Origin of the sequence: Duganella sp. 1224, assembly GCF_013408245.1 — a bacterium.
Taxonomy (GTDB): domain Bacteria; phylum Pseudomonadota; class Gammaproteobacteria; order Burkholderiales; family Burkholderiaceae_D; genus Rugamonas.
This window is the reverse complement of the sequence record NZ_JACBYS010000001.1, coordinates 1500206-1517967: the sequence shown is the minus strand read 5'-3', so window position 1 is coordinate 1517967 and position 17762 is coordinate 1500206. Positions and strand designations below refer to the sequence as shown.

The following is a 17762-nucleotide window of genomic DNA, read 5'->3' as shown; positions in this document are numbered from 1 at the left end:
GTGGCATTGTAGACAACAATTCACTGTGATCGGGAGTTTCTCATGCTGAGTTTCATCTTGTGGCTGGCGTTGCTGTTCCTGTGCTGGCCGCTGGCCTTGCTGGCGCTGGTGCTCTATCCCTTGCTGTGGCTGATCACCTTGCCGTTCCGCCTGATCGGGATCGGGGTGGAGGGCGTGTTCGAGCTGCTGCGCGCGATCGTGCTGCTGCCGGCGCGCATCCTCGGCGGCAATCCGCGTTGACGGCACCCGCGCACCCCGCACACCGCCGGCGCCAGGGTCTGACCCCGTGCGGGGTCAGACCCTTCTGGTCGGGGTGGAAGGAGACGCGTCAGAAATCGACCAGGAAGCCGGCGCCGATCGACTTCTGCGAGTAGTTGTAGTCGATCAGGCTCTGGCCATAGCCGGTGAAGGCTTGCACATAGCCCTTCAGATTGGCCGCCACCGGGAAGGCCCAGCCGGCCTGCAGCGCGCCGTGGTTGGTCGAGAAATTGCGCCGCGCCATCAGCGACAGCTCGTGGCCGTCGAAGCGATACGTCGCCCGCAGGTCGCCATGCCCCAGGAAGTCGGTGATGTCGATGTTGTCGTTGTCCGAGCGCGCGTTGTCCAGCCGCTTCCACAGGCGGAACGACACGCCGAACTTGCCTTTTTCCGCACCCACCTCCGCATACACCCGGTTCCAGCTGCGCGACAGCGTCGAGGTCTGGCCGTTGGACTGGTGGTTCAGCGCCAGCGTCAGATAGCGCACGTCCAGCACGCCCAAGTCCAGCGCCAGCGGCGTGGTCAACATCAGCTCCGGCTGGTAGTTGGTTTCACGGAACGGGCTGGACGCGGCGCGGTTGTAGGCCTGCCAGAAGCTGTTCTGGGTGTAGCCGAACCACAAATCCACCGGCGTGCTCAGCAACTGCTCGATCAGCTTCATCTTGAAACTGATCTGGTAAGTCAGCTCCACGTGCTTGGATTTGATGCCGGCCGGCGTAAATTCCCGAAAAGGCGCATCATTGGAGCTGGTGCTGTAATTGGCCAGCAATAAATAGGTGTCATGATGCGGCCGGAAGTTGAACACGCCACGCTTGGACGAGCGGTCCAGCTCCCATTCCTGCACCATGCGCGAGACCGTGTCCTCGGGCGGGATGGTGGTCAGCGCCGCCACTTTGGGCGGCACCTTTGGCTCCGGCGGCGGCGCTGCTGGCTGGGTGCGCGCCGGCGCGTCGGCGGCCGCCTCGGCCACCTTGCCGCTGGTGCCGTTGGCGTCGGCGGCCGGGGCGACGATGGCGTTGTCGCCGGCCTTCTGCACCGTCGGCGCGGTTTTGGCCAGGCCGTCGTAGCAGGCCAGGCGGGCGCTGGCATCACCCAGCACCGAACAGCGTTCGAGCCGCAGTTCGAGCTCGGACGCCTGGGCCAAAGCCAGAACCGGGGCCATGCCTAAGGTTAGGAAGAGAGTGGTTTTTGGTGGTACACGCATGCAGTTTGTCCAGGTGAGAGGTAAGCTAACGGATTACTTCAAAGATTACATTAATTGCCACTAATCATGTCGCACGCTAACGGCCCCCTTGAATTCGGCCATGCGTGCCGCACTTGGGATATCCGAAGCTGTACATTCAAGGAGATCGTAATGACCCGCAAGACCCCCATCGAGCGTTACCGTAACATCGGCATCAGCGCCCACATTGACGCTGGCAAAACGACGACCACGGAGCGCATCCTGTTTTATACCGGAGTCAACCATAAAATTGGTGAGGTACATAACGGTGCCGCCACGATGGACTGGATGGAGCAGGAGCAGGAACGCGGGATCACCATCACCTCCGCCGCCACCACCGCCTTCTGGAAGGGCATGGCCGGCAATTTCCCCGAACACCGCATCAACATCATCGACACCCCGGGCCACGTCGACTTCACCATCGAGGTGGAGCGCTCCATGCGCGTGCTGGATGGCGCGGTGATGGTGTATGACGCCGTCGGCGGCGTGCAGCCGCAGTCGGAAACCGTGTGGCGCCAGGCCAACAAATACCAGGTGCCGCGCATCGCCTTCATCAACAAGATGGACCGCGTGGGCGCCGACTTCTTCCGCGTGCGCGAGCAGATCGCCAACCGCCTGAAGGGCGTGGCCGTGCCGATCCAGGTGCCGCTGGGCGCCGAGGACAACTTCCACGGCGTGATCGACCTGGTCAAGATGCGCGCGATTAACTGGGACGACGAGACGCTGGGCGTCAAGTTCACCTACGAGGACATTCCGGCCGATCTGCAGGCCGTGGCGGCCGAATGGCGCGAGAAAATGGTCGAGGCGGCAGCCGAGGCCACGCCCGAGCTGCTGGAAAAATACCTGGACGGCGGCGAGCTGACCGAGGACGAGATCAAGTCCGGCCTGCGCCTGCGCACCATCCGCAACGAGATCGTGCCGATGCTGGCCGGCAGCGCCTTCAAGAACCGCGGCGTGCAGGCCATGCTGGACGCGGTGATCGAGTACCTGCCGTCGCCGGTGGACGTGCCCGCCATTGCCGGCACCGATGAACAGGACCAGCCGATCGAGCGCCATCCGACCGACAGCGATCCGTTCTCGGCGCTGGCGTTCAAGATCATGACCGACCCGTTCGTCGGCCAGCTGACCTTCTTCCGCGTGTATTCCGGCGTGGTGAACTCGGGCGACACCGTGTACAACCCGACCAAGGCGCAGAAGGAGCGCCTGGGCCGCATCCTGCAGATGCACGCCAACGAGCGCAAGGAGATCAAGGAAGTCTACGCCGGCGACATCGCCGCCGCCGTCGGCCTGAAGGGCGTGACCACCGGCGATACCCTGAGCTCGCCGGACCATGTGATCGTGCTGGAGAAGATGATCTTCCCCGAGCCGGTGATCTCGCAGGCGGTGGAACCGAAGACCAAGGCCGACCAGGAGAAGATGGGCATCGCCCTGAACCGCCTGGCGCAGGAAGACCCGTCGTTCCGCGTGCATACCGACGAGGAATCGGGCCAGACCATCATGTCCGGCATGGGCGAGCTGCACCTGGAGATCCTGGTGGACCGCATGAAGCGCGAGTTCGGCGTGGAGGCGACCGTCGGCAAGCCGCAGGTGGCTTACCGCGAGACCATCACCAAGGCCGCCACCGATGTCGAGGGCAAGTTCGTCAAGCAGTCGGGCGGCCGCGGCCAGTATGGCCACGTGGTGCTGACGCTGGAGCCGCTGGAGTCGGGCGGCAAGGGCTACGAGTTTGTCGACGCCATCAAGGGCGGCGTGGTGCCGCGCGAGTTCATTCCGGCGGTGGACAAGGGCATCCAGGAGACGCTGCGCACCGGCGTGCTGGCCGGTTATCCGGTGGTGGACGTGCGGGCGACGCTGACGTTTGGTTCCTACCACGATGTTGACTCGAACGAGAACGCCTTCCGCATGGCGGGTTCGATGGCCTTCAAGGAGGGCATGCGGCGCGCCGGGCCGGTGCTGCTGGAACCGATCATGCAGGTCGAGGTGGAAACGCCGGAGGAGTTCATGGGCAACGCCATGGGCGACCTGACGGCGCGGCGCGGCATGGTGCAGGGCATGGATGAGATTCCGGGCGGCGGCGGCAAGATCATCCGCGCTTCGGTGCCGCTGGCGGAGATGTTTGGTTATTCGACGACCCTGCGCTCGCTGACCCAGGGTAGGGCGACTTACACCATGGAGTTCAAGAATTATGCCGAGGTGCCCAAGCATATTCTTGACCAGATTGCGGTGACCAAGGCCAAGGGGTAATCGCTGACGGCACCGCTTGAACCCGCACACCGCTGCGGCCAGGGTCTGACCCCGTACGGGGTCAGACCCTTTCGTTTTGGGGTGCAAGGAAACGGAAACGCCCGTCAGGAGGCGGGGGCGGCTTCGTCTTCCGTCGCCTCCACCGCCGTGCGCGCGCTGTTCATCACCAGGTTGAAGTCGTCCACGAATGCGCGCAGCAGCTCGGCCAGCGACTGCGGCTCCGCCCGCAGCCTTTCCTCCAGCGCGCCGGCCGAGGCAAACAGCCCGGTGGCCGACAAATTCCCCGCCGCCCCCCGCACCCGGTGCACCAGGTCGGCCGCCCGCGCCAGTTCGCCGGCGTGCACCGCGTCGTGTATCTGCCGCAGCGACGACTCGAAATCATGCGCGAACAGCCCAAGCAGCTGCACCAGCAGCGCGCCATGTCCACCCAGGCGCTCCATTGCCGCCTCCATGTCGATGCCGGCGCGCGGCGTCACCGGCGCCGCCGGCCGCAGCGGACGCTCGCTGTCGGCCGCCTCTGCGCGGCCCAGGTCCGGCTGCACCCACGTGGCCAGCACCGCGTACAGCGTGTCCGGGTCGATCGGCTTGGTCACGTAGTCGTTCATGCCGCGCTCCAGGCAGCGCTCGCGGTAGCCGGCCACCGCGTGCGCGGTCATGGCGATGATCGGCAGGGCGGCGTGGCGCTCGTTGCGGCGGATCAGGGCCGTGGCCTGGTAGCCATCCATGTCCGGCATCTGGATGTCCATCAGCACGGCGTCGTACGCGCCGGCATCGGTCATGCGCGCGGCTTCCTCGCCGCTGCCGGCCAGGTCGACGCGGACGCCGGCGCGCTGCAGGATCTCGGCCGCCACCTGCTGGTTGATCGCGTTGTCGTCCACCACCAGCACCTGGGCGGCGCGAATGCGCTGGATCGCCACCGACGGCGGCGCGCCGATGGCGCTGGCCGGCGGGCTGGCCTCCAGCCCCAGCGCCGCCAGCACCACGCCGCGCAGCTGCTGCGGACTGGCCGGCTTGTCGAGGAAGGGCATGTGGCGGGTATGCTCGATGACGTCCTTGTCATGCTCGCGCGCGTAGGCGGTCGTCATCAGTATCGCCGGCACCGCCGCCAGCTCGGCATCCTCGGCGATGCGGCGCAGCATGTCGATGCCGTCCAGGTCGGGCATGTCGGCGTCGATCAGCAGCACGTCGTAGGGATCGAGCTGCAGCGCCGCCACGGCCGCCGTGCCCGAGCCGACCGCGCGCGCCTTCAGCCCCAGCATGCCAAGCTGGAGTTTCAGCATGTGGCGCGTCGATTCGCTGTCGTCCACCACCAGCACGCGCTTGCCCTGCGCCGCCGGCGGCACCGGCTGCACGCGCGGCGTCTGGTCGGCGGCCGCCTGCAGGTGCACGGTGAAACTGAAGCTGCTGCCGACGCCCGGTTCGCTGTCGACCTTGATCTCGCCGCCCATCTTGCGCACCAGCTGCTGCGAGATGGCCAGCCCCAGGCCGGTGCCGCCGTACAGCCGCGTGGTGCTGGCGTCGGCCTGGGCGAAGGCCTGGAACAGGCGCGCCTGCTGCTCCTGGCTGATGCCCAGGCCCGTGTCCTCGACGGTGAAGCGCAGCACCAGCGGCGCGCCGGCCATCACGGTCGGGCTGCTGGCGTCCACCTCCACCCGCAGCTCGATATGGCCGCTGGCGGTGAACTTGAGCGCGTTGCCCACCAGGTTGACCAGGATTTGTCCCAGCCGCAGCGGGTCGCCCAGCAGGTTGTTGGGCACGTCCGGGGCGGCGCCGATCACCAGTTCCAGCCCGCGCTCGGCGGCGCGCCACGCGAACAGGTCGGCGATCTGGTTCAGCGTGTCGGGCAGGTCGAAGGGCAGCGCCTCCAGTTCCAGCTTGCCCGACTCGATCTTGGAGAAGTCCAGCACGTCGTTGATGATCTGCAGCAGGCTCTGGCCGGCGCGGCTGATCTTGCGGAAGTAGTCCAGCGGCTGCGGCGGCAGGTCGAGGTGCGTGCCCAGCCCGGCGAAACCGAGGATGGCATTCATGGGCGTGCGGATCTCGTGGCTGATATTGGCCAGGAATTCGCTCTTGGCGCGCGTGGCCGCTTCGGCGTTGGCGCGTGCCTTGTCGATCATGCGCATGGCGCGCGCCTTCAGGTAGGCGGAGGTGAACGGCTCCTTCAGCGCCTTCAGCAGGTCGATGTCGCTCGGCGCAAAGGTGGCCTGGTACTGGTAGTTTTCGAAAATCAGATAGCCTTCGACCTGGCCGTCGATCACCACCCGCACCGACAGCAGCGCGCAGACATCGCCCGGCAGCGAGTGCGGATGGTGAACCTCGAAGATGTCCGGCGCGATCATGCTGTCGGCCGGCGCGTAGCGCAGCTCGGCCTGGCGCAGGTCGATGCTGTAGGCGTCGGCGCTGGCGTCGATGCGGCCCCACGCGGCGCGCAGGCTCAGGGCGTCGGTGCCGTGCTCGCGCACCAGCGCCAGCGCTGAGTCGACGCCCTTGATGATGGTGGCCTCGTGCAGGATGGTGTGCAGTAGCGCGTCGAAGTCCATCTGCTCGTTGATCGATTTGACGATGGCGTTCAGTTTTTCCAGGTGCTGGGTGCGCGAGTAGACCAGCGCCTGCAAGGCTTCCTGCTTGCGCTGCAGGCGCCGCACGCGCCAGCGCACCAGGGCCCAGGCCAGCGCGCACACCGCCACGCAGTAGCCCAGCCAGGCCCACCAGGTCTGGTGCCAGGCCGGCATCACCAGCACCGGCATCGACAGCTCGTCGGCGTTCCACAGGCCGTCGCGGTTGCTGCCGCGCATGCGCAGCACGTAGGCGCCCGGCGGCAGGTGGTTGTAGCTGATGATGCGCCGGCTGGCGTCCACCTCGGTCCAGCGCTGGTCGAAGCCCTCCAGCAGATAGGAGTAGCGGTTGCGCTGCGGCGCCGAGTAGTCCAGCGCCGCCAGCTCGACCTCGAAGCTCTGGTTGTCCGGCTGCAGCACCAGCACCGGGCCGTCCTTGCGCGCCAGCTCGGCCGGCGTCAGCGGCTGCTGGTCGCGCCGCACGGCGCTGATCACCAGCGGCGGCCGGTAGGCCCAGTCGTTCAGCCGGCCGGGGTACACCACCGCCAGGCCGGCGGTGGCGCCGAACAGCAGGTCGCGCTCGGCCGTCACCGCGCTGGCGCCGATGAAGAAGGTGCGGAACGGCAGGCCGTCGGCGCGCGTCAGCGCGCGCGCCCGCAGGGTGGCGGAGTCGATCACGGCGATGCTGTCCGAGGTGGCGGCCCATACCCGGCCCGACGGATCCGACTGCAGGCCCATGATGGTGCCGGTGGTCAGGCCGGTGCCGGTGCCGAGCCGCTCGAACACCGGCTCGCCGAGCGCATCGCGGCCGGTCATGATGCAGATGCCGCCGCCATAGGTGCCGACCCACAGCCGCCCGCGGCGGTCGATCACCAGCGAGCTGATGACGGCCTCGGACAGCGCGTCCGGCTTGGCGGCGTTGGCCTTGATCTGTTCCACCTTGCCGCTGTCCGGATCCAGGCGGTTCAGGCCATTGCGGGTGGCCACCCATAGCGCGCCGTCGGCGTCGGCCAGCACGGCGTGGATGCGGTTGTCGGTCAGGCCGCCGCCTTCCTGCGGCCCCTGCACGTAGCGCCGCAGCTCGCCGGTGACCGGGTTGTAGCGCAGCAGGCCCTCGAAGGTGCCGAGCCACAGCTCGCCCTTGCGGGTCAGGATGGTGCCCACGCGCGGCAGGGCGTTCGCCTGCGGCAGCGGCACCCGCCTGACGGCGGCGCCGTTGCGGCTGGTGCGGTACAGGCCAAGCTGGGTGCCGATCCATGCTTCGCCCGGCTCCGCCTCGGCCAGCGACAGCACCATGCGGTTGGGCAGGGCGGTGTCGGGCTGGTGCGGGTCGGGGCGCAGCGCGGCGCGGCGCGCGCCGTTGGCGGCGACGATGTCGATGCCCTGGTCGGCCAGGCCGATCCAGACCTCGCCGCGGCTGTCGCTCAGCAGCGCCGACACGCCGGCTTCCAGCGCGCCCTCGGCGCCGAACACGGCGTCGATCGCTTCGCTGTGCGGATCGTAGACGTCGACGCCGCGCTCGGTGGTGACCCAGATCATGCCGCTGCGGTCGCGCAGCAGCGCGGCGGCGCGGTCGTGACTGAGGCTGAACGACACCGCCGGCTGGTGCAGGATGCGGGTGGCGCGGTCGGCGTCGGCGCGGTATTCGATCACGCCGCCGCCGTAGGTGCTGGCCCACCAGATGCCGGGCACCGTCTCCACCACCGCCAGCACCATGTTGGCCTGGGCGTCCTTGACGCCGCGCAGCGGCAGCAGGCGGCCGGCGCCGGCGCCCGCGTCGACGATGCCGATGCCGCTTTTGAGCGTGCCGAAGGCGATCTGGCCGCGCTGGTTCTCGCCCAGCGACAGCACGCTGTCGCGCCAAACGCCGGCGCTTTCGCCGCTGACCGGCACGGCGGCGATGGCGCCGCCGGGCGTCATGCGCGACAGGCCGGTGGCGCTGCCGATCCACAGGTTGCCGGCGCGGTCCAGCAGCAGCGCGCGGATCTGGTTGTCCGGCAGGCCGGGCGTGTCCTCTTGGCTGTAGCGGCGGAGGGTGCGGCGCGCCGTGTCGTAGTATTTGAGGCCGTCCGGGGTGCCGATCCACAGATTGCCCTGGCCGTCGCTGGCGATGGCGCTGATCGGGCCGCGGCTCAGTTCTTCCACCGGGCGGATGAAGCTCTCGCTGCGCTTGTCGTACATGGCCAGGCCGGCGGCGGCGGTGCCGACCCACAGGCGGCCGGCGATGTCGGTGTGCAGGATCTGGATAAAATCGCCGGGCAGGCTGGATGGCTGGGCGGCGTCGTGGCGGAAGCTGCGCACGCGGTAGCCGTCCCAGCGCGCCAGGCCGCTCTGGGTGCCGATCCAGAGATAGCCGTCGCCGTCCTGCGCCAGCGTCATGCCGATCGCGTGCGGCAGGCCCTGATCGAGCCCGAGGTGCTCGAACAGCGGCGTGGCCAGCGCGCCCCAGCGCTCCGGGCTGGCGACGGCGGCGCAGCACACCGCCAGCCACGCGGTCAGCGCGAACGCGGCCGCGCGCAGCCATCGCCTGGCTGCCGCCGGAGTGGGAGGGATGGGGGCGTGATCGTTCAAAATCAGGGCGCGCTCCTCAGGGTTGTGAACCTAGGATACGGAAATGCTGACCGAAAGTCTACGGATCCCGACGCGAATTCGGCTGCGCTTGTACAATCGCCACAATGCTAACCCGAGTAGGTATTGTGATGAAACCTGAAGTATTAGTGATGGAGGCCAGTCCGTCGGCCGACGTGATGGCGCAACTGGAGCAGCATTTCGTCTGCCATCACCTGTGGCGCCAGCCGCGCGAACAGCAGGCGGAATGGCTGGCCGGGGTGGCGCCGCGGGTGCGCGGGGTGCTGACCACGGGCGCCATCGGCATCCAGGGCGACCTGCTGGCGCGGCTGCCGAAGGTGGAAATCGTCGCCGTCAACGGCATCGGCACCGACGCGGTGGACCTCGAGGCCACCCGCGCGCGCGGCGTTGCCGTTACCAACACGCCCGGCGTGCTGACCGACGACGTGGCCGACCTGGCGCTGACGCTGCTGCTGGCCGCCGCGCGCCGCCTGCCGGCGCTGGACGCCTTCGTGCGCGACGGCTCGTGGGAGGCCGGCAAGCGCCTGACGCCGGCGCGCGGCCTGCGCGGCAAGGTGTGCGGCATCTACGGCTTCGGGCGCATCGGCCAGGCCATCGGCCAACGCGCGCTGGCCTTCGGCATGGAACTGCGCTACTTCCAGCCGCGCGCCATCGACGGCACGGCGGTGCCGCGCGCCGGATCGCTGCTGGCACTGGCCGAGGCCAGCGACTACCTGGTGGTGGCGGCGCCGGCCACCGCCGCCACGCGCCACACGGTCAACGCCGAGGTGCTGGCGGCGCTCGGCCCGCAAGGCACGCTGGTCAACATCGCGCGCGGCGCGCTGGTGGACGAGGATGCGCTGATCGCCGCGCTGCGCGACGGCATGCTGGGCATGGCGGCGCTGGACGTGTTCGCCGACGAGCCGCGCGTGCCGGCCGCGCTGCGCGCGCTGCCCAACGTGGTGCTGACGCCGCACGTCGGCAGCCTGACGGTAGAGACCCGCCACGCCATGGGCCAGCTGGTGGTCGACAACCTGCGCGCCCATTTCGCCGGCCAGCCGCTGCTCACCCCCGTCAAATAAGGCTAATGGCAGGGGGTTGAAGCGTCCGCCGACGCCGCCGCCGGCGGCGGCGTCACCGGCAGCGGCAGCTGCGAGTACACCTTGACGCAGTTGCGGCCGGCGCGCTTGGCGGCGTACAGCGCCTCGTCGGCGCGGCTGTAGGCCAGCTCGAAGCTGGTGTGCATGGCGTTCCAGCTGACCCCCACGCTGGCCGTGACCTGGCGGTCGATCGGCGCGCCGAACACCTGGTCGGCGATGGCGTCGCAGATGCGCGCCGCCACCTCGCGCGCCTCGTCGGCCGAGGAGGTGGGCCACACCACCGAGAATTCCTCGCCGCCCACGCGGCCGATCGCCACGCCGGGCCCGAACAGCGCCTTCAGGCAGGCCACCACGGTCTTGATGACGGTGTCGCCGGCCGGATGGCCGAAGTCGTCGTTGATCCACTTGAAGTGGTCGATGTCCAGCACGATCAGCGCCATGTCGCCCTGGGCCAGGCAGGCCGACGCCTGCTCGATGACCGCCGCCCGGTTCAGCGCACCGCTGAGCGGATCGTGGGTGGCGCGGTATTCCAGCTGCTGCGCCAGCTCGTGCAGCTGGCGGTTCATCTGGTTCATGTCCAGCTCCGCGCGGTCGCTGCGGCGGATCAGGCGCCGGCTCTCGCGCATCAGGCGCTCGTAGTGGACGATCATTTCGGCCAGCGCCGCGCGGGCGTCGGCGCGTGGGTCGGCATGGGCCGCCTTGGCGTTCGCCAGCGCGGCGCTCTCCAGCGCAAACAGATCGGCGTCGGCCATGGGTTTCATCAGTTGCTCACTGCGTGATCGTGGAAGTCGAGCGCGCCGAAATCGTCCTGCAGCTCCTGGCCGAATTCCAGGATGGTGTCGTCGTCCTCGTCGTGATACCAGTTCAGGCGCACCTGGTTGCCGGCCATGGCGGCGTTGTTCAGCGCCTCGAAGAAGGTGAACAGCATCTTGGTGCTGGAGCTGTTGAAGTAGGCCAGCGACACGTGCACGGTGATCTCGGCGTCCTGGCACTGGTCGAGGTAGGCCTGCACCCGCGCGATCACCGGGCCGTAGAAGGCGGCGGCGTTCTCTGGGTAGGATTCGCCCTTGATCGACAGCGTGTGCTGGTCGAAGCGGAAGTCGACTTCCGGCGAGGTGGGCGAGGCGGCGATAAATAATGGGTCCATGTTGTAGTTCTCGGTGTGTTCAGATAATCGCTTTGATGCAGAAGACGGTGGCCTCCGGATTGTGCTCATCCTGCACGAATTCGAATTCCAGCGGCTCGCTGGCGTCGCGCGCCATGGTCAGGAAACCGAGGCCGGCGCCCTTGCTGTCGGCCGGCGTCTCTTCGCGCAGCGCCTTCTTGTAGGCCAGCTTGATCTCTTCCATGGTCATGGTGTGCAGCGGCTCCAGGCGGCTGCGGATGCGCTCCACGTTGACGCTGTTGACCGGATTGGCGCACAGCAGGAAGAAGCTCTCGCCCTTCATGCCGATGCAGAACGAGCCGCGGCGCATCTGGTTTTCGGCGGCGTCGTCCGGCGTCAGCGTGTCGGACGAGTAGTGCATGATGTTCTGCGACATCTCGACAAACGACGAGAAAATGCGGCGGCGCGTCGGCCCGGCGGCGCCGGCGGTGTCCAGGCGCGCCTTGATGGTCTCCGAAATGGCCGCCACCACGTGCTGCGAGAAATAGCCCACGTAGAAGAAGATGATGTGGCGCTTGCGGGCCACTTCATAGAAATCGCTGAATTCTTTGTACAACAAGTGAAGCTCCTATGGCCTGTATTAAGGGCGGAAACAGAAAAAGGTGAGGTCGTCGCGGCGCGGCTGTTCGCCTTGCCACGCCTGGTAATCGTCCAGCATGGCCTGCGCCACGTGGCGTGCGCACTCGGTGCGCTGGGCCAGCAGCACGTCGCGCATGCGGCGCTTGCCGTAGGCGATGTCCTTGGCGCCGCCGATCTGGTCGATCAGGCCATCGGTGGTCAGGAACAGCAGGCTGCCGTCCGGGATGGCGAGGACCTTGTTGGTCCACTGGTAGTCCATCGGCGTGTCGACGTAGCCCACGCCCATGCGGTCGCCGTCCACCGTCTGCACCGCCTGCTGGTCCGGATCGAGCTGGAACAGCGGCAGCTTGGCGCCGGCGAAGCGCAGCTGGCGGCTGGCGTTGTCGAACCACAGGAAGGCGGCGTCCATGCCGTCGTTGGACTCGGCCTGGCCATGGCCCTCGACCTGGCCGAGCAGGCCCTTGACGCCGCGATTGACCTCGGCGATCAGCCGCGACGGGTCGCGCGGGCCCAGTTGCTGCAAGGCCTGGGTCAAGGTCGACGACGAAATCAGTGTCATGAAGGCGCCCGGCACGCCGTGGCCGGTGCAGTCGGCGATGGCGGCGAACCAGCCGTCGTCGTAGCGGGCGAAGTGATAGAAGTCGCCGCCGACCACGTCGCGCGGCTGCCATTCGAGGTGGGCGTCGTCCAGCGCGTCGGACAGCGCCAGGTTGGACGGGCGCAGCAGCGAGCGCTGGATCACGCTGGCGTAGTCGATGCTGTGCATGATCTGGCGGTTTTTCTCGGCCTGCATATTGGCCACCACGTTCATCAGCTGCAGGCCGAAGCCAACGCCGGCCAGCGCGCCGTCGCGGGTGACGATGAAGCCGTCGGCCAGCGCCTTCTCGCCGGATTCCACGGCGCGGAAGGTCAGCGCCTCGATGGTCATGTTGGCGTCGACGATCAGCGGTTCCTTGTCCATGAAGGCGATGCAGCTCTTCTTGCCATACAGCTCGTGATAAAACGGCTTGGACATCTGCGACATGAAGATGTTGCGGCTGATCAGGCCGATCGGGCGGCCGGCCTCGATCACGGGCAGGCTCATCAGGTCACGGCGTTCGGTGAACAGTTCCAGCACGGCGAAATTGGTGGTGTCGGACAGCACCGAGATGGTCTCCACGCACAGGTCGGCGGCGACGGACAGGCGAAAACGGGGCAGGTGCAAACGAGAGGCATTGAACTCCACGGCCGGGAACCTTTAATCAACACGGAGGCTTGCATGCTAACGGGCAATTGTTACATCCTCATTACATGTTAATCAAAAGAAAAAAGTGTTGTCGATATTGCTTCGCGGTAACAACGACGTCATATTCGCTGTGTACATTGGTGAGAATTCGCGCGGAAGGCGCTTTTTTCCTGACCATACACGATGAAACTCTTTCAACTGAATACCGGCATGCGGGTGGTGGCCTCGTTTGCCTTGTTGCTGCTGGTGATGGCTGGCATGTCGGCGGTGTCGTTGTGGCGCCTGCAGGCGGCCAACGACACCGCCTCCAACCTGGTGCATGAAAAGCTGGCGCGGCAGCAGCTGACCTCGGAACTGCTGGGCGTAACCGAACTGAACGGTCTGCGCGCGCTGTCGATCGCGCGCAGCGACAGCCTGGAGGTGGCCGACATCTTCCAGGCCCAGCTGACCACCGGCGACAAGCTGGCGGCGCAGATGGAAGGCCGGCTGGCGGCCATGCCGGCCGCTGGCGAGGAAGCCGCGCTGCGGCACACCGTGGCCGGCAACAAGGCGGCTTTCCTGGCGCTGCGCGGCGAGCTGTTCAAGTTCAAGGATACCGGCCGCATCCAGGACGTCAGCGACCTGCTGGACAACAAGTGGCCGGGCGTCTTCAAGGCCTACACCGGCGCGCTGGAGCAGCTGCTGGCCTACCAGACGCGGCAGGCCAGGGCGCTGGCGGAGGCCTCGGCCAGCCAGTACCAGGGCAGCCGCGCGCTGCTGATCGGGCTGGGCCTGGCGACGCTGGCGGCGGGCGCGCTGCTGGCCTGGCTGCTGACGCGCAGCATCGTGCGGCCGCTGACGCAGGCGGTGGCGCTGGCCGAGCAGGTGGCCGGCGGCGAACTGCGCGCCGCGCTGGCGCACGACCGCAGCGACGAAATCGGCCAGCTGTTCGATGCCCTCAGCCACATGACGGCGCGGCTGGCCGACACCGTCGGCCGCGTGCGCGACGGCGCGGTGGCGATCGACGCGGCCTCGCGCGAAATCGCCCATGGCAATCTGGACCTGTCGCGCCGCACCGAGCACCAGGCCGGCGCGCTGGAAGAGACGGCGTCGGCGATGGAGGCGCTGACGTCGGCGGTGCGCCAGAACAGCGGCAATGCGCGCCAGGCCAATCTGCTGGCGCAATCGGCGTCGGCAGTGGCGGGCAAGGGCGGGGCAGTGGTGTCGGACGTGGTGCGCACCATGGCCAGCATCAACGACGACGCGCACAAGATTGTCGACATCACCAGCGTCATCGACGGCATCGCCTTCCAGACCAACATCCTGGCGCTGAACGCCGCGGTGGAGGCGGCCCGCGCCGGCGAGCAGGGCCGTGGCTTCGCGGTGGTGGCCGGCGAAGTGCGCAGCCTGGCGCAGCGCTCGGCCGAGGCGGCCAAGGAAATCAAAAAGCTGATCAATGATTCGGCCGCGCGCGTGGCCAGCGGCAGCCAGCTGGCCGAAACCGCCGGCACCACCATGAGCGACCTCGTCGCCAGCGTGCACAAGGTGACCGCCATCATCGCCGACATCAGCGCCGCCAGCGCCGAGCAGGAGCACGGCATCCAGCAGGTCAACACCGCCCTCGGCGACATGGACAACGTGACGCAGCAGAATGCCGCACTGGTCGAGGAGGCCGCCGCCGCCGCGGCCGCAATGCAGGCGCAGGCGCGCGAACTGGCTGGGCTGGTGGGCGCCTTCAAGCTGGACGCGCAAGCGGCGCGCATCGACACCGCGCCGGCGCTGGCCGCCCTGGCGGCACCGGCACCGTTGCGCCGGGCGGCCTGAGCGGCGTTACAAAATTTGAGTATTGCGACCCTGCAAATGTTGTATAGTGGACGTATGAAAAACACAACAGTGCTCATCTGCTGCCTGCTGACCGGACTGCCCGCCGCCCACGCGGAGCGGGCGGACAGCTTTCAAAAAACGGTGGTCCGGGCGCGTGACAGCGTTGGCGATCTGGTGCGAAAAGTGACCACGCTGAACGGCAAGATCGAGATCCGGCGCGGTACGCTGCTGATCCAGGCCGAGCATGGGGTGCTGACCGAGGACGCGCAGGGCTACCAGCACATCGTCCTCAGCACCAGGCCGGGTGAGCAACCCGTCTTTTTCCGGCAGAAGCGCGACGGCGGCCAGAACCTGTGGATGGAAGGCGAGGCGCAGCAAGTCGTGTACGACGAAAGGACCGAGGTGGTGGACCTGATGGACCAGGCCAAGGCGCGCCGCACCGCCGACGGCGCCCTGACCGACGAGGTGATGGGCGAGCGCATCCTCTACAACTCGCGCGCCGAGCAATACCAGGTGATGCCGCTGCCGAACCGTCCCGAGCAGGGCGACCGGCGCGGCACCCTGGTGCTGCAACCAACGCGCAAGGACCCGCTGACCGCCCCCGCCTCGGCGACGGCGTCCACCCACTAAGCATGCGCTGGCTGTTGCTGCCACTGCTGCTGGCCGGGCTGCTCAGCGGCTGCGGCATCAACCATGCGCGGCCGGTGTCCTACACGGAGGTGATCGGCAACCATCGCGCCATGGTGATCTATGGCGTCAAGCTGGAGGGTGTGTGGCGCTATCCCCGATTTTCGCTCCTGCTGGAAGAGTTTGACGCCAACACCGGCAAGATCACCGGTAATTGCTGGGTGCGTACGCATACCCAAGCCACGGTCGACAGCACGCCGGGGGAGGTACGGTATTTTGCCTTTGACGTGCCCCCGGGCCAGTATGTGTATAGTCCCTTCAACGCCAAGTGGCTGAACGGCGGTACGCTGGCGTTCGAGGCGCCGGCGGGCAAGCGCACTTACGTGGGCGACTTCGTCTTCGAGAAAAATGGCACGGTCAGCTTGCGGCAGGACCTCGCGGCGGCCGGTGCGTCGGTTGGCTGGCCGCTGTCCGTGGCGGACACCCGCGTCGTCAACACGCCCTTTATTTTCATGTGTACGATGTAAATCACAGTAATGCTTCCCGACGAAATCCGCACCCCGCGCCTGATCTTGCGGCCCCCACGCCGCAGCGACGCCGCACACCTGTTCGCCGCCTACACGCAAGACCCAGAAGTCGCACGCTACATGACGTGGCGACCGCACACCCGGCTGGCGCAGACCGAAAGCTTCATCGCCTACTGCATGGAGGAGTGGGCGGAGAATCGCAGCCGCGCCTATCTGCTGGTCCCGCACGACAACCACGATGTCCCCATCGGCATGCTGGAGGCGCGACTGCAGCCACGCACCATCGACATCGGCTACGTGCTGCATCGACGGCATTGGGGCAGGGGCCTGGTGCCGGAGGCGGTCGCGGTGTTCAGCGCGCTGGCGCTATCGCTGCCGGCGTACTTCCGCATTCAGGCCACTTGCGACACGGAGAATCTCGTCTCGGCGCGGACGCTGGAAAAGGCCGGCTTCGTCCGCGAAGGGCGGCTGGAGCGGCACGCGCTCATTCCCAATCTGAGCGACACGCCGCGCGCCTCCTTCATGTACGCCCGCTGCAAATGAAGATCACCCACGCAACGCCATCAGACCACGCCGCGATTGCTGCTTTCTACGCCGAGGCGGGCTACGGCGCGGCGCTCGATCCGGCCGACATGGTGATCATCGCCGAAGAAAACGGCCAGCTAATCGGCGCTGTACGCCTATGCGCCGAACACGGCGTCACGGTATTGCGCGGCATGCAGATACGCCGTGATCATCAGCGCCAAGGCATCGGCACGCGCTTGCTGGCCGCATGTCTACCGCATCTCAATCAGCGCGAAGCATACTGCCTGCCGTATGCCCACCTGGCCTCGTTTTACGGCACGGCCGGATTTGCGATGGTGGACAGCGCCGCGCTGCCGGACTTCCTGGCGGCGCGGCTGGCAAGCTATCTGGCCAAGGGCCAGGAAGTCATCGCGATGCGTCGCCCCAGCCCCGCCACCTTTTGCCTCGACGCCCGCCTTGCCACTTAGGGGTCTGACCCCGAACGGGGTCAGACCCCGCCAGGCCGTGCGGGTCTGGCGCGCTCAGAACGCGCTCTTGACCACGCCCCCATCCACCCGCAACGCCGCCCCCGTGGTGGCCGACGCCAGCGGACTCGCCACATACGCCACCATCGACGCCACCTCCTGCGGCGTACCAAAGCGCTTGATCAGCGAAGTAGGGCGCACATGGGTGAAAAACTCCGCCTCCACCTGCTCAAACGTCTTGTCATTCGCGCGCGCCATATCCTCCACAAAATCCCTTACGCCGCGCGACTTGGTCGGCCCCGGCAGCACGCTATTGACGGTGATCCCGGTCCCCGCCACCGACTCCGCCAACCCGCGCGACACCGCCAGCTGCGCCGTCTTGGTCATCCCATAATGCACCATCTCGCTCGGAATCTGCACCGCGCTCTCGCTGGAAATAAAAATGATGCGCCCCCAGTTCGCGCGCCGCATCTCAGGCAGCACCAGCCGCGCCAGCCGCACCCCGCTCAGCACATTCACATCGAAGAAGCGCAGCCAGTCCTCATCCGGAATATCCTCGAACGCCTTGGGCTCAAAGATGCCCAGGTTGTTGACCAGAATACCGATGCCCGGATAGCGCCGCACCACATCCTCGGCCGCATCGGCCTTGCTCAGATCCCCGGCAAACCCATGCACCGCGCCATGCGTTTCGGCGCGGATGCGCGCGACCGCCTCGTCCACGCCTTCCTGCGTGCGGCCGTTGACAATCACGCTGGCGCCTTCGCGCGCCAGCGTCTCCGCGATGGCGTAGCCGATGCCGGCCGTGCTCCCGCTCACCAATGCCAGCTTGCCATTGAGTTGTAACTCCATGTCGACTCTCCTTGGTTGATTGATGCCTGATGATATCCAGCCCGCGCCGCC

At 67.3% G+C, this 17762-nt stretch carries 15 protein-coding genes; 8 read left to right on the top strand and 7 right to left on the bottom strand.

The genetic code is table 11. The annotated features are described in order from the left end of the window. Positions 1-42 precede the first annotated feature (42 nt). Complete coding sequence (locus FHW58_RS06815) at positions 43-240, top strand: hypothetical protein (protein ID WP_179672297.1); 198 nt, start codon at positions 43-45, stop codon at positions 238-240. Positions 241-328: 88 nt separating this feature from the next. Here FHW58_RS06815 and FHW58_RS06810 read toward each other — a convergent pair whose 3' ends face one another. Beyond that, a complete protein-coding gene (locus tag FHW58_RS06810; protein ID WP_179672296.1) occupies positions 329-1420 on the bottom strand; it encodes a phospholipase A in 1092 nt (363 codons plus the stop codon). A gap of 192 nt (positions 1421-1612) precedes the next feature. Between FHW58_RS06810 and fusA the strand changes: the two genes are divergently transcribed. Further along, positions 1613-3724: an elongation factor G gene (gene fusA, locus FHW58_RS06805; RefSeq protein ID WP_179672295.1), complete on the top strand. Its 2112-nt coding sequence runs from the start codon at positions 1613-1615 to the stop codon at positions 3722-3724. A 104-nt stretch (positions 3725-3828) separates the two neighbouring features. Here the strand turns inward: fusA and FHW58_RS06800 are convergent, their stop codons facing one another. Beyond that, complete coding sequence (locus tag FHW58_RS06800) at positions 3829-8850, bottom strand: response regulator (RefSeq protein WP_179672294.1); 5022 nt, start codon at positions 8848-8850, stop codon at positions 3829-3831. 128 nt (positions 8851-8978) lie between these two features. Between FHW58_RS06800 and FHW58_RS06795 the strand changes: the two genes are divergently transcribed. Then, positions 8979-9929: a 2-hydroxyacid dehydrogenase gene (locus FHW58_RS06795; RefSeq protein ID WP_179672293.1), complete on the top strand. Its 951-nt coding sequence runs from the start codon at positions 8979-8981 to the stop codon at positions 9927-9929. 2 nt (positions 9930-9931) lie between these two features. On the opposite strand, the gene FHW58_RS06790 is transcribed toward FHW58_RS06795, so the two are convergent. The 4 genes from FHW58_RS06790 to FHW58_RS06775 are packed head-to-tail and all read right to left on the bottom strand — an operon-like array spanning position 9932 to position 12895. Next, positions 9932-10699, bottom strand: coding sequence for a GGDEF domain-containing protein (locus tag FHW58_RS06790; RefSeq protein WP_179673310.1), 768 nt, complete (start codon positions 10697-10699; stop codon positions 9932-9934). An 8-nt stretch (positions 10700-10707) separates the two neighbouring features. Continuing rightward, positions 10708-11094 carry a DUF1987 domain-containing protein gene (locus FHW58_RS06785; protein WP_179672292.1) on the bottom strand — a complete coding sequence of 129 codons (387 nt, stop codon included), beginning with the start codon at positions 11092-11094 and terminating at the stop codon, positions 10708-10710. 19 nt (positions 11095-11113) lie between these two features. Continuing rightward, a complete protein-coding gene (locus tag FHW58_RS06780; protein WP_179672291.1) occupies positions 11114-11671 on the bottom strand; it encodes a SiaB family protein kinase in 558 nt (185 codons plus the stop codon). Positions 11672-11692: 21 nt separating this feature from the next. Continuing rightward, a complete protein-coding gene (locus FHW58_RS06775; RefSeq protein ID WP_218892638.1) occupies positions 11693-12895 on the bottom strand; it encodes a SpoIIE family protein phosphatase in 1203 nt (400 codons plus the stop codon). Between the two features lie 204 nt (positions 12896-13099). On the opposite strand from FHW58_RS06775, the gene FHW58_RS06770 reads away from it, so the two are divergent. From FHW58_RS06770 to FHW58_RS06750, 5 genes are read left to right on the top strand one after another with little or no spacing between them, the layout of a single operon-like run. Then, positions 13100-14719 carry a methyl-accepting chemotaxis protein gene (locus FHW58_RS06770; RefSeq protein ID WP_179672289.1) on the top strand — a complete coding sequence of 540 codons (1620 nt, stop codon included), beginning with the start codon at positions 13100-13102 and terminating at the stop codon, positions 14717-14719. A 54-nt stretch (positions 14720-14773) separates the two neighbouring features. Then, positions 14774-15349 (top strand): lipopolysaccharide transport periplasmic protein LptA, encoded by a 576-nt coding sequence (gene lptA, locus FHW58_RS06765; RefSeq protein WP_179672288.1) that lies wholly within the window; start codon positions 14774-14776, stop codon positions 15347-15349. A gap of 2 nt (positions 15350-15351) precedes the next feature. Beyond that, positions 15352-15873 carry a hypothetical protein gene (locus FHW58_RS06760; RefSeq protein WP_179672287.1) on the top strand — a complete coding sequence of 174 codons (522 nt, stop codon included), beginning with the start codon at positions 15352-15354 and terminating at the stop codon, positions 15871-15873. Positions 15874-15882: 9 nt separating this feature from the next. Further along, positions 15883-16416 (top strand): GNAT family N-acetyltransferase, encoded by a 534-nt coding sequence (locus tag FHW58_RS06755; protein WP_179672286.1) that lies wholly within the window; start codon positions 15883-15885, stop codon positions 16414-16416. Next, the gene (locus FHW58_RS06750; protein ID WP_179672285.1) at positions 16413-16865 is read left to right on the top strand and encodes a GNAT family N-acetyltransferase; all 453 of its coding nucleotides are present in this window, start codon (positions 16413-16415) and stop codon (positions 16863-16865) included. The genes FHW58_RS06755 and FHW58_RS06750 overlap by 4 nt, the downstream gene beginning before the upstream one ends. A 54-nt stretch (positions 16866-16919) precedes the next feature. Here the strand turns inward: FHW58_RS06750 and FHW58_RS06745 are convergent, their stop codons facing one another. After that, complete coding sequence (locus FHW58_RS06745; RefSeq protein ID WP_179672284.1) at positions 16920-17711, bottom strand: SDR family NAD(P)-dependent oxidoreductase; 792 nt, start codon at positions 17709-17711, stop codon at positions 16920-16922. Positions 17712-17762: the final 51 nt, after the last annotated feature.

What these genes read in the sequence shown, in the direction of transcription:
- FHW58_RS06815 (WP_179672297.1), top strand. Translation starts at nt 43, where the DNA reads ATGCTGAGTTTCATCTTGTGGCTGGCGTTGCTGTTCCTGTGCTGGCCG.
- FHW58_RS06810 (WP_179672296.1), bottom strand. Translation starts at nt 1,420, where the DNA reads ATGGCCCCGGTTCTGGCTTTGGCCCAGGCGTCCGAGCTCGAACTGCGG.
- fusA (WP_179672295.1), top strand. Translation starts at nt 1,613, where the DNA reads ATGACCCGCAAGACCCCCATCGAGCGTTACCGTAACATCGGCATCAGC.
- FHW58_RS06795 (WP_179672293.1), top strand. Translation starts at nt 8,979, where the DNA reads ATGAAACCTGAAGTATTAGTGATGGAGGCCAGTCCGTCGGCCGACGTG.
- FHW58_RS06790 (WP_179673310.1), bottom strand. Translation starts at nt 10,699, where the DNA reads ATGGCCGACGCCGATCTGTTTGCGCTGGAGAGCGCCGCGCTGGCGAAC.
- FHW58_RS06785 (WP_179672292.1), bottom strand. Translation starts at nt 11,094, where the DNA reads ATGGACCCATTATTTATCGCCGCCTCGCCCACCTCGCCGGAAGTCGAC.
- FHW58_RS06770 (WP_179672289.1), top strand. Translation starts at nt 13,100, where the DNA reads ATGAAACTCTTTCAACTGAATACCGGCATGCGGGTGGTGGCCTCGTTT.
- lptA (WP_179672288.1), top strand. Translation starts at nt 14,774, where the DNA reads ATGAAAAACACAACAGTGCTCATCTGCTGCCTGCTGACCGGACTGCCC.
- FHW58_RS06760 (WP_179672287.1), top strand. Translation starts at nt 15,352, where the DNA reads ATGCGCTGGCTGTTGCTGCCACTGCTGCTGGCCGGGCTGCTCAGCGGC.
- FHW58_RS06755 (WP_179672286.1), top strand. Translation starts at nt 15,883, where the DNA reads ATGCTTCCCGACGAAATCCGCACCCCGCGCCTGATCTTGCGGCCCCCA.
- FHW58_RS06750 (WP_179672285.1), top strand. Translation starts at nt 16,413, where the DNA reads ATGAAGATCACCCACGCAACGCCATCAGACCACGCCGCGATTGCTGCT.
- FHW58_RS06745 (WP_179672284.1), bottom strand. Translation starts at nt 17,711, where the DNA reads ATGGAGTTACAACTCAATGGCAAGCTGGCATTGGTGAGCGGGAGCACG.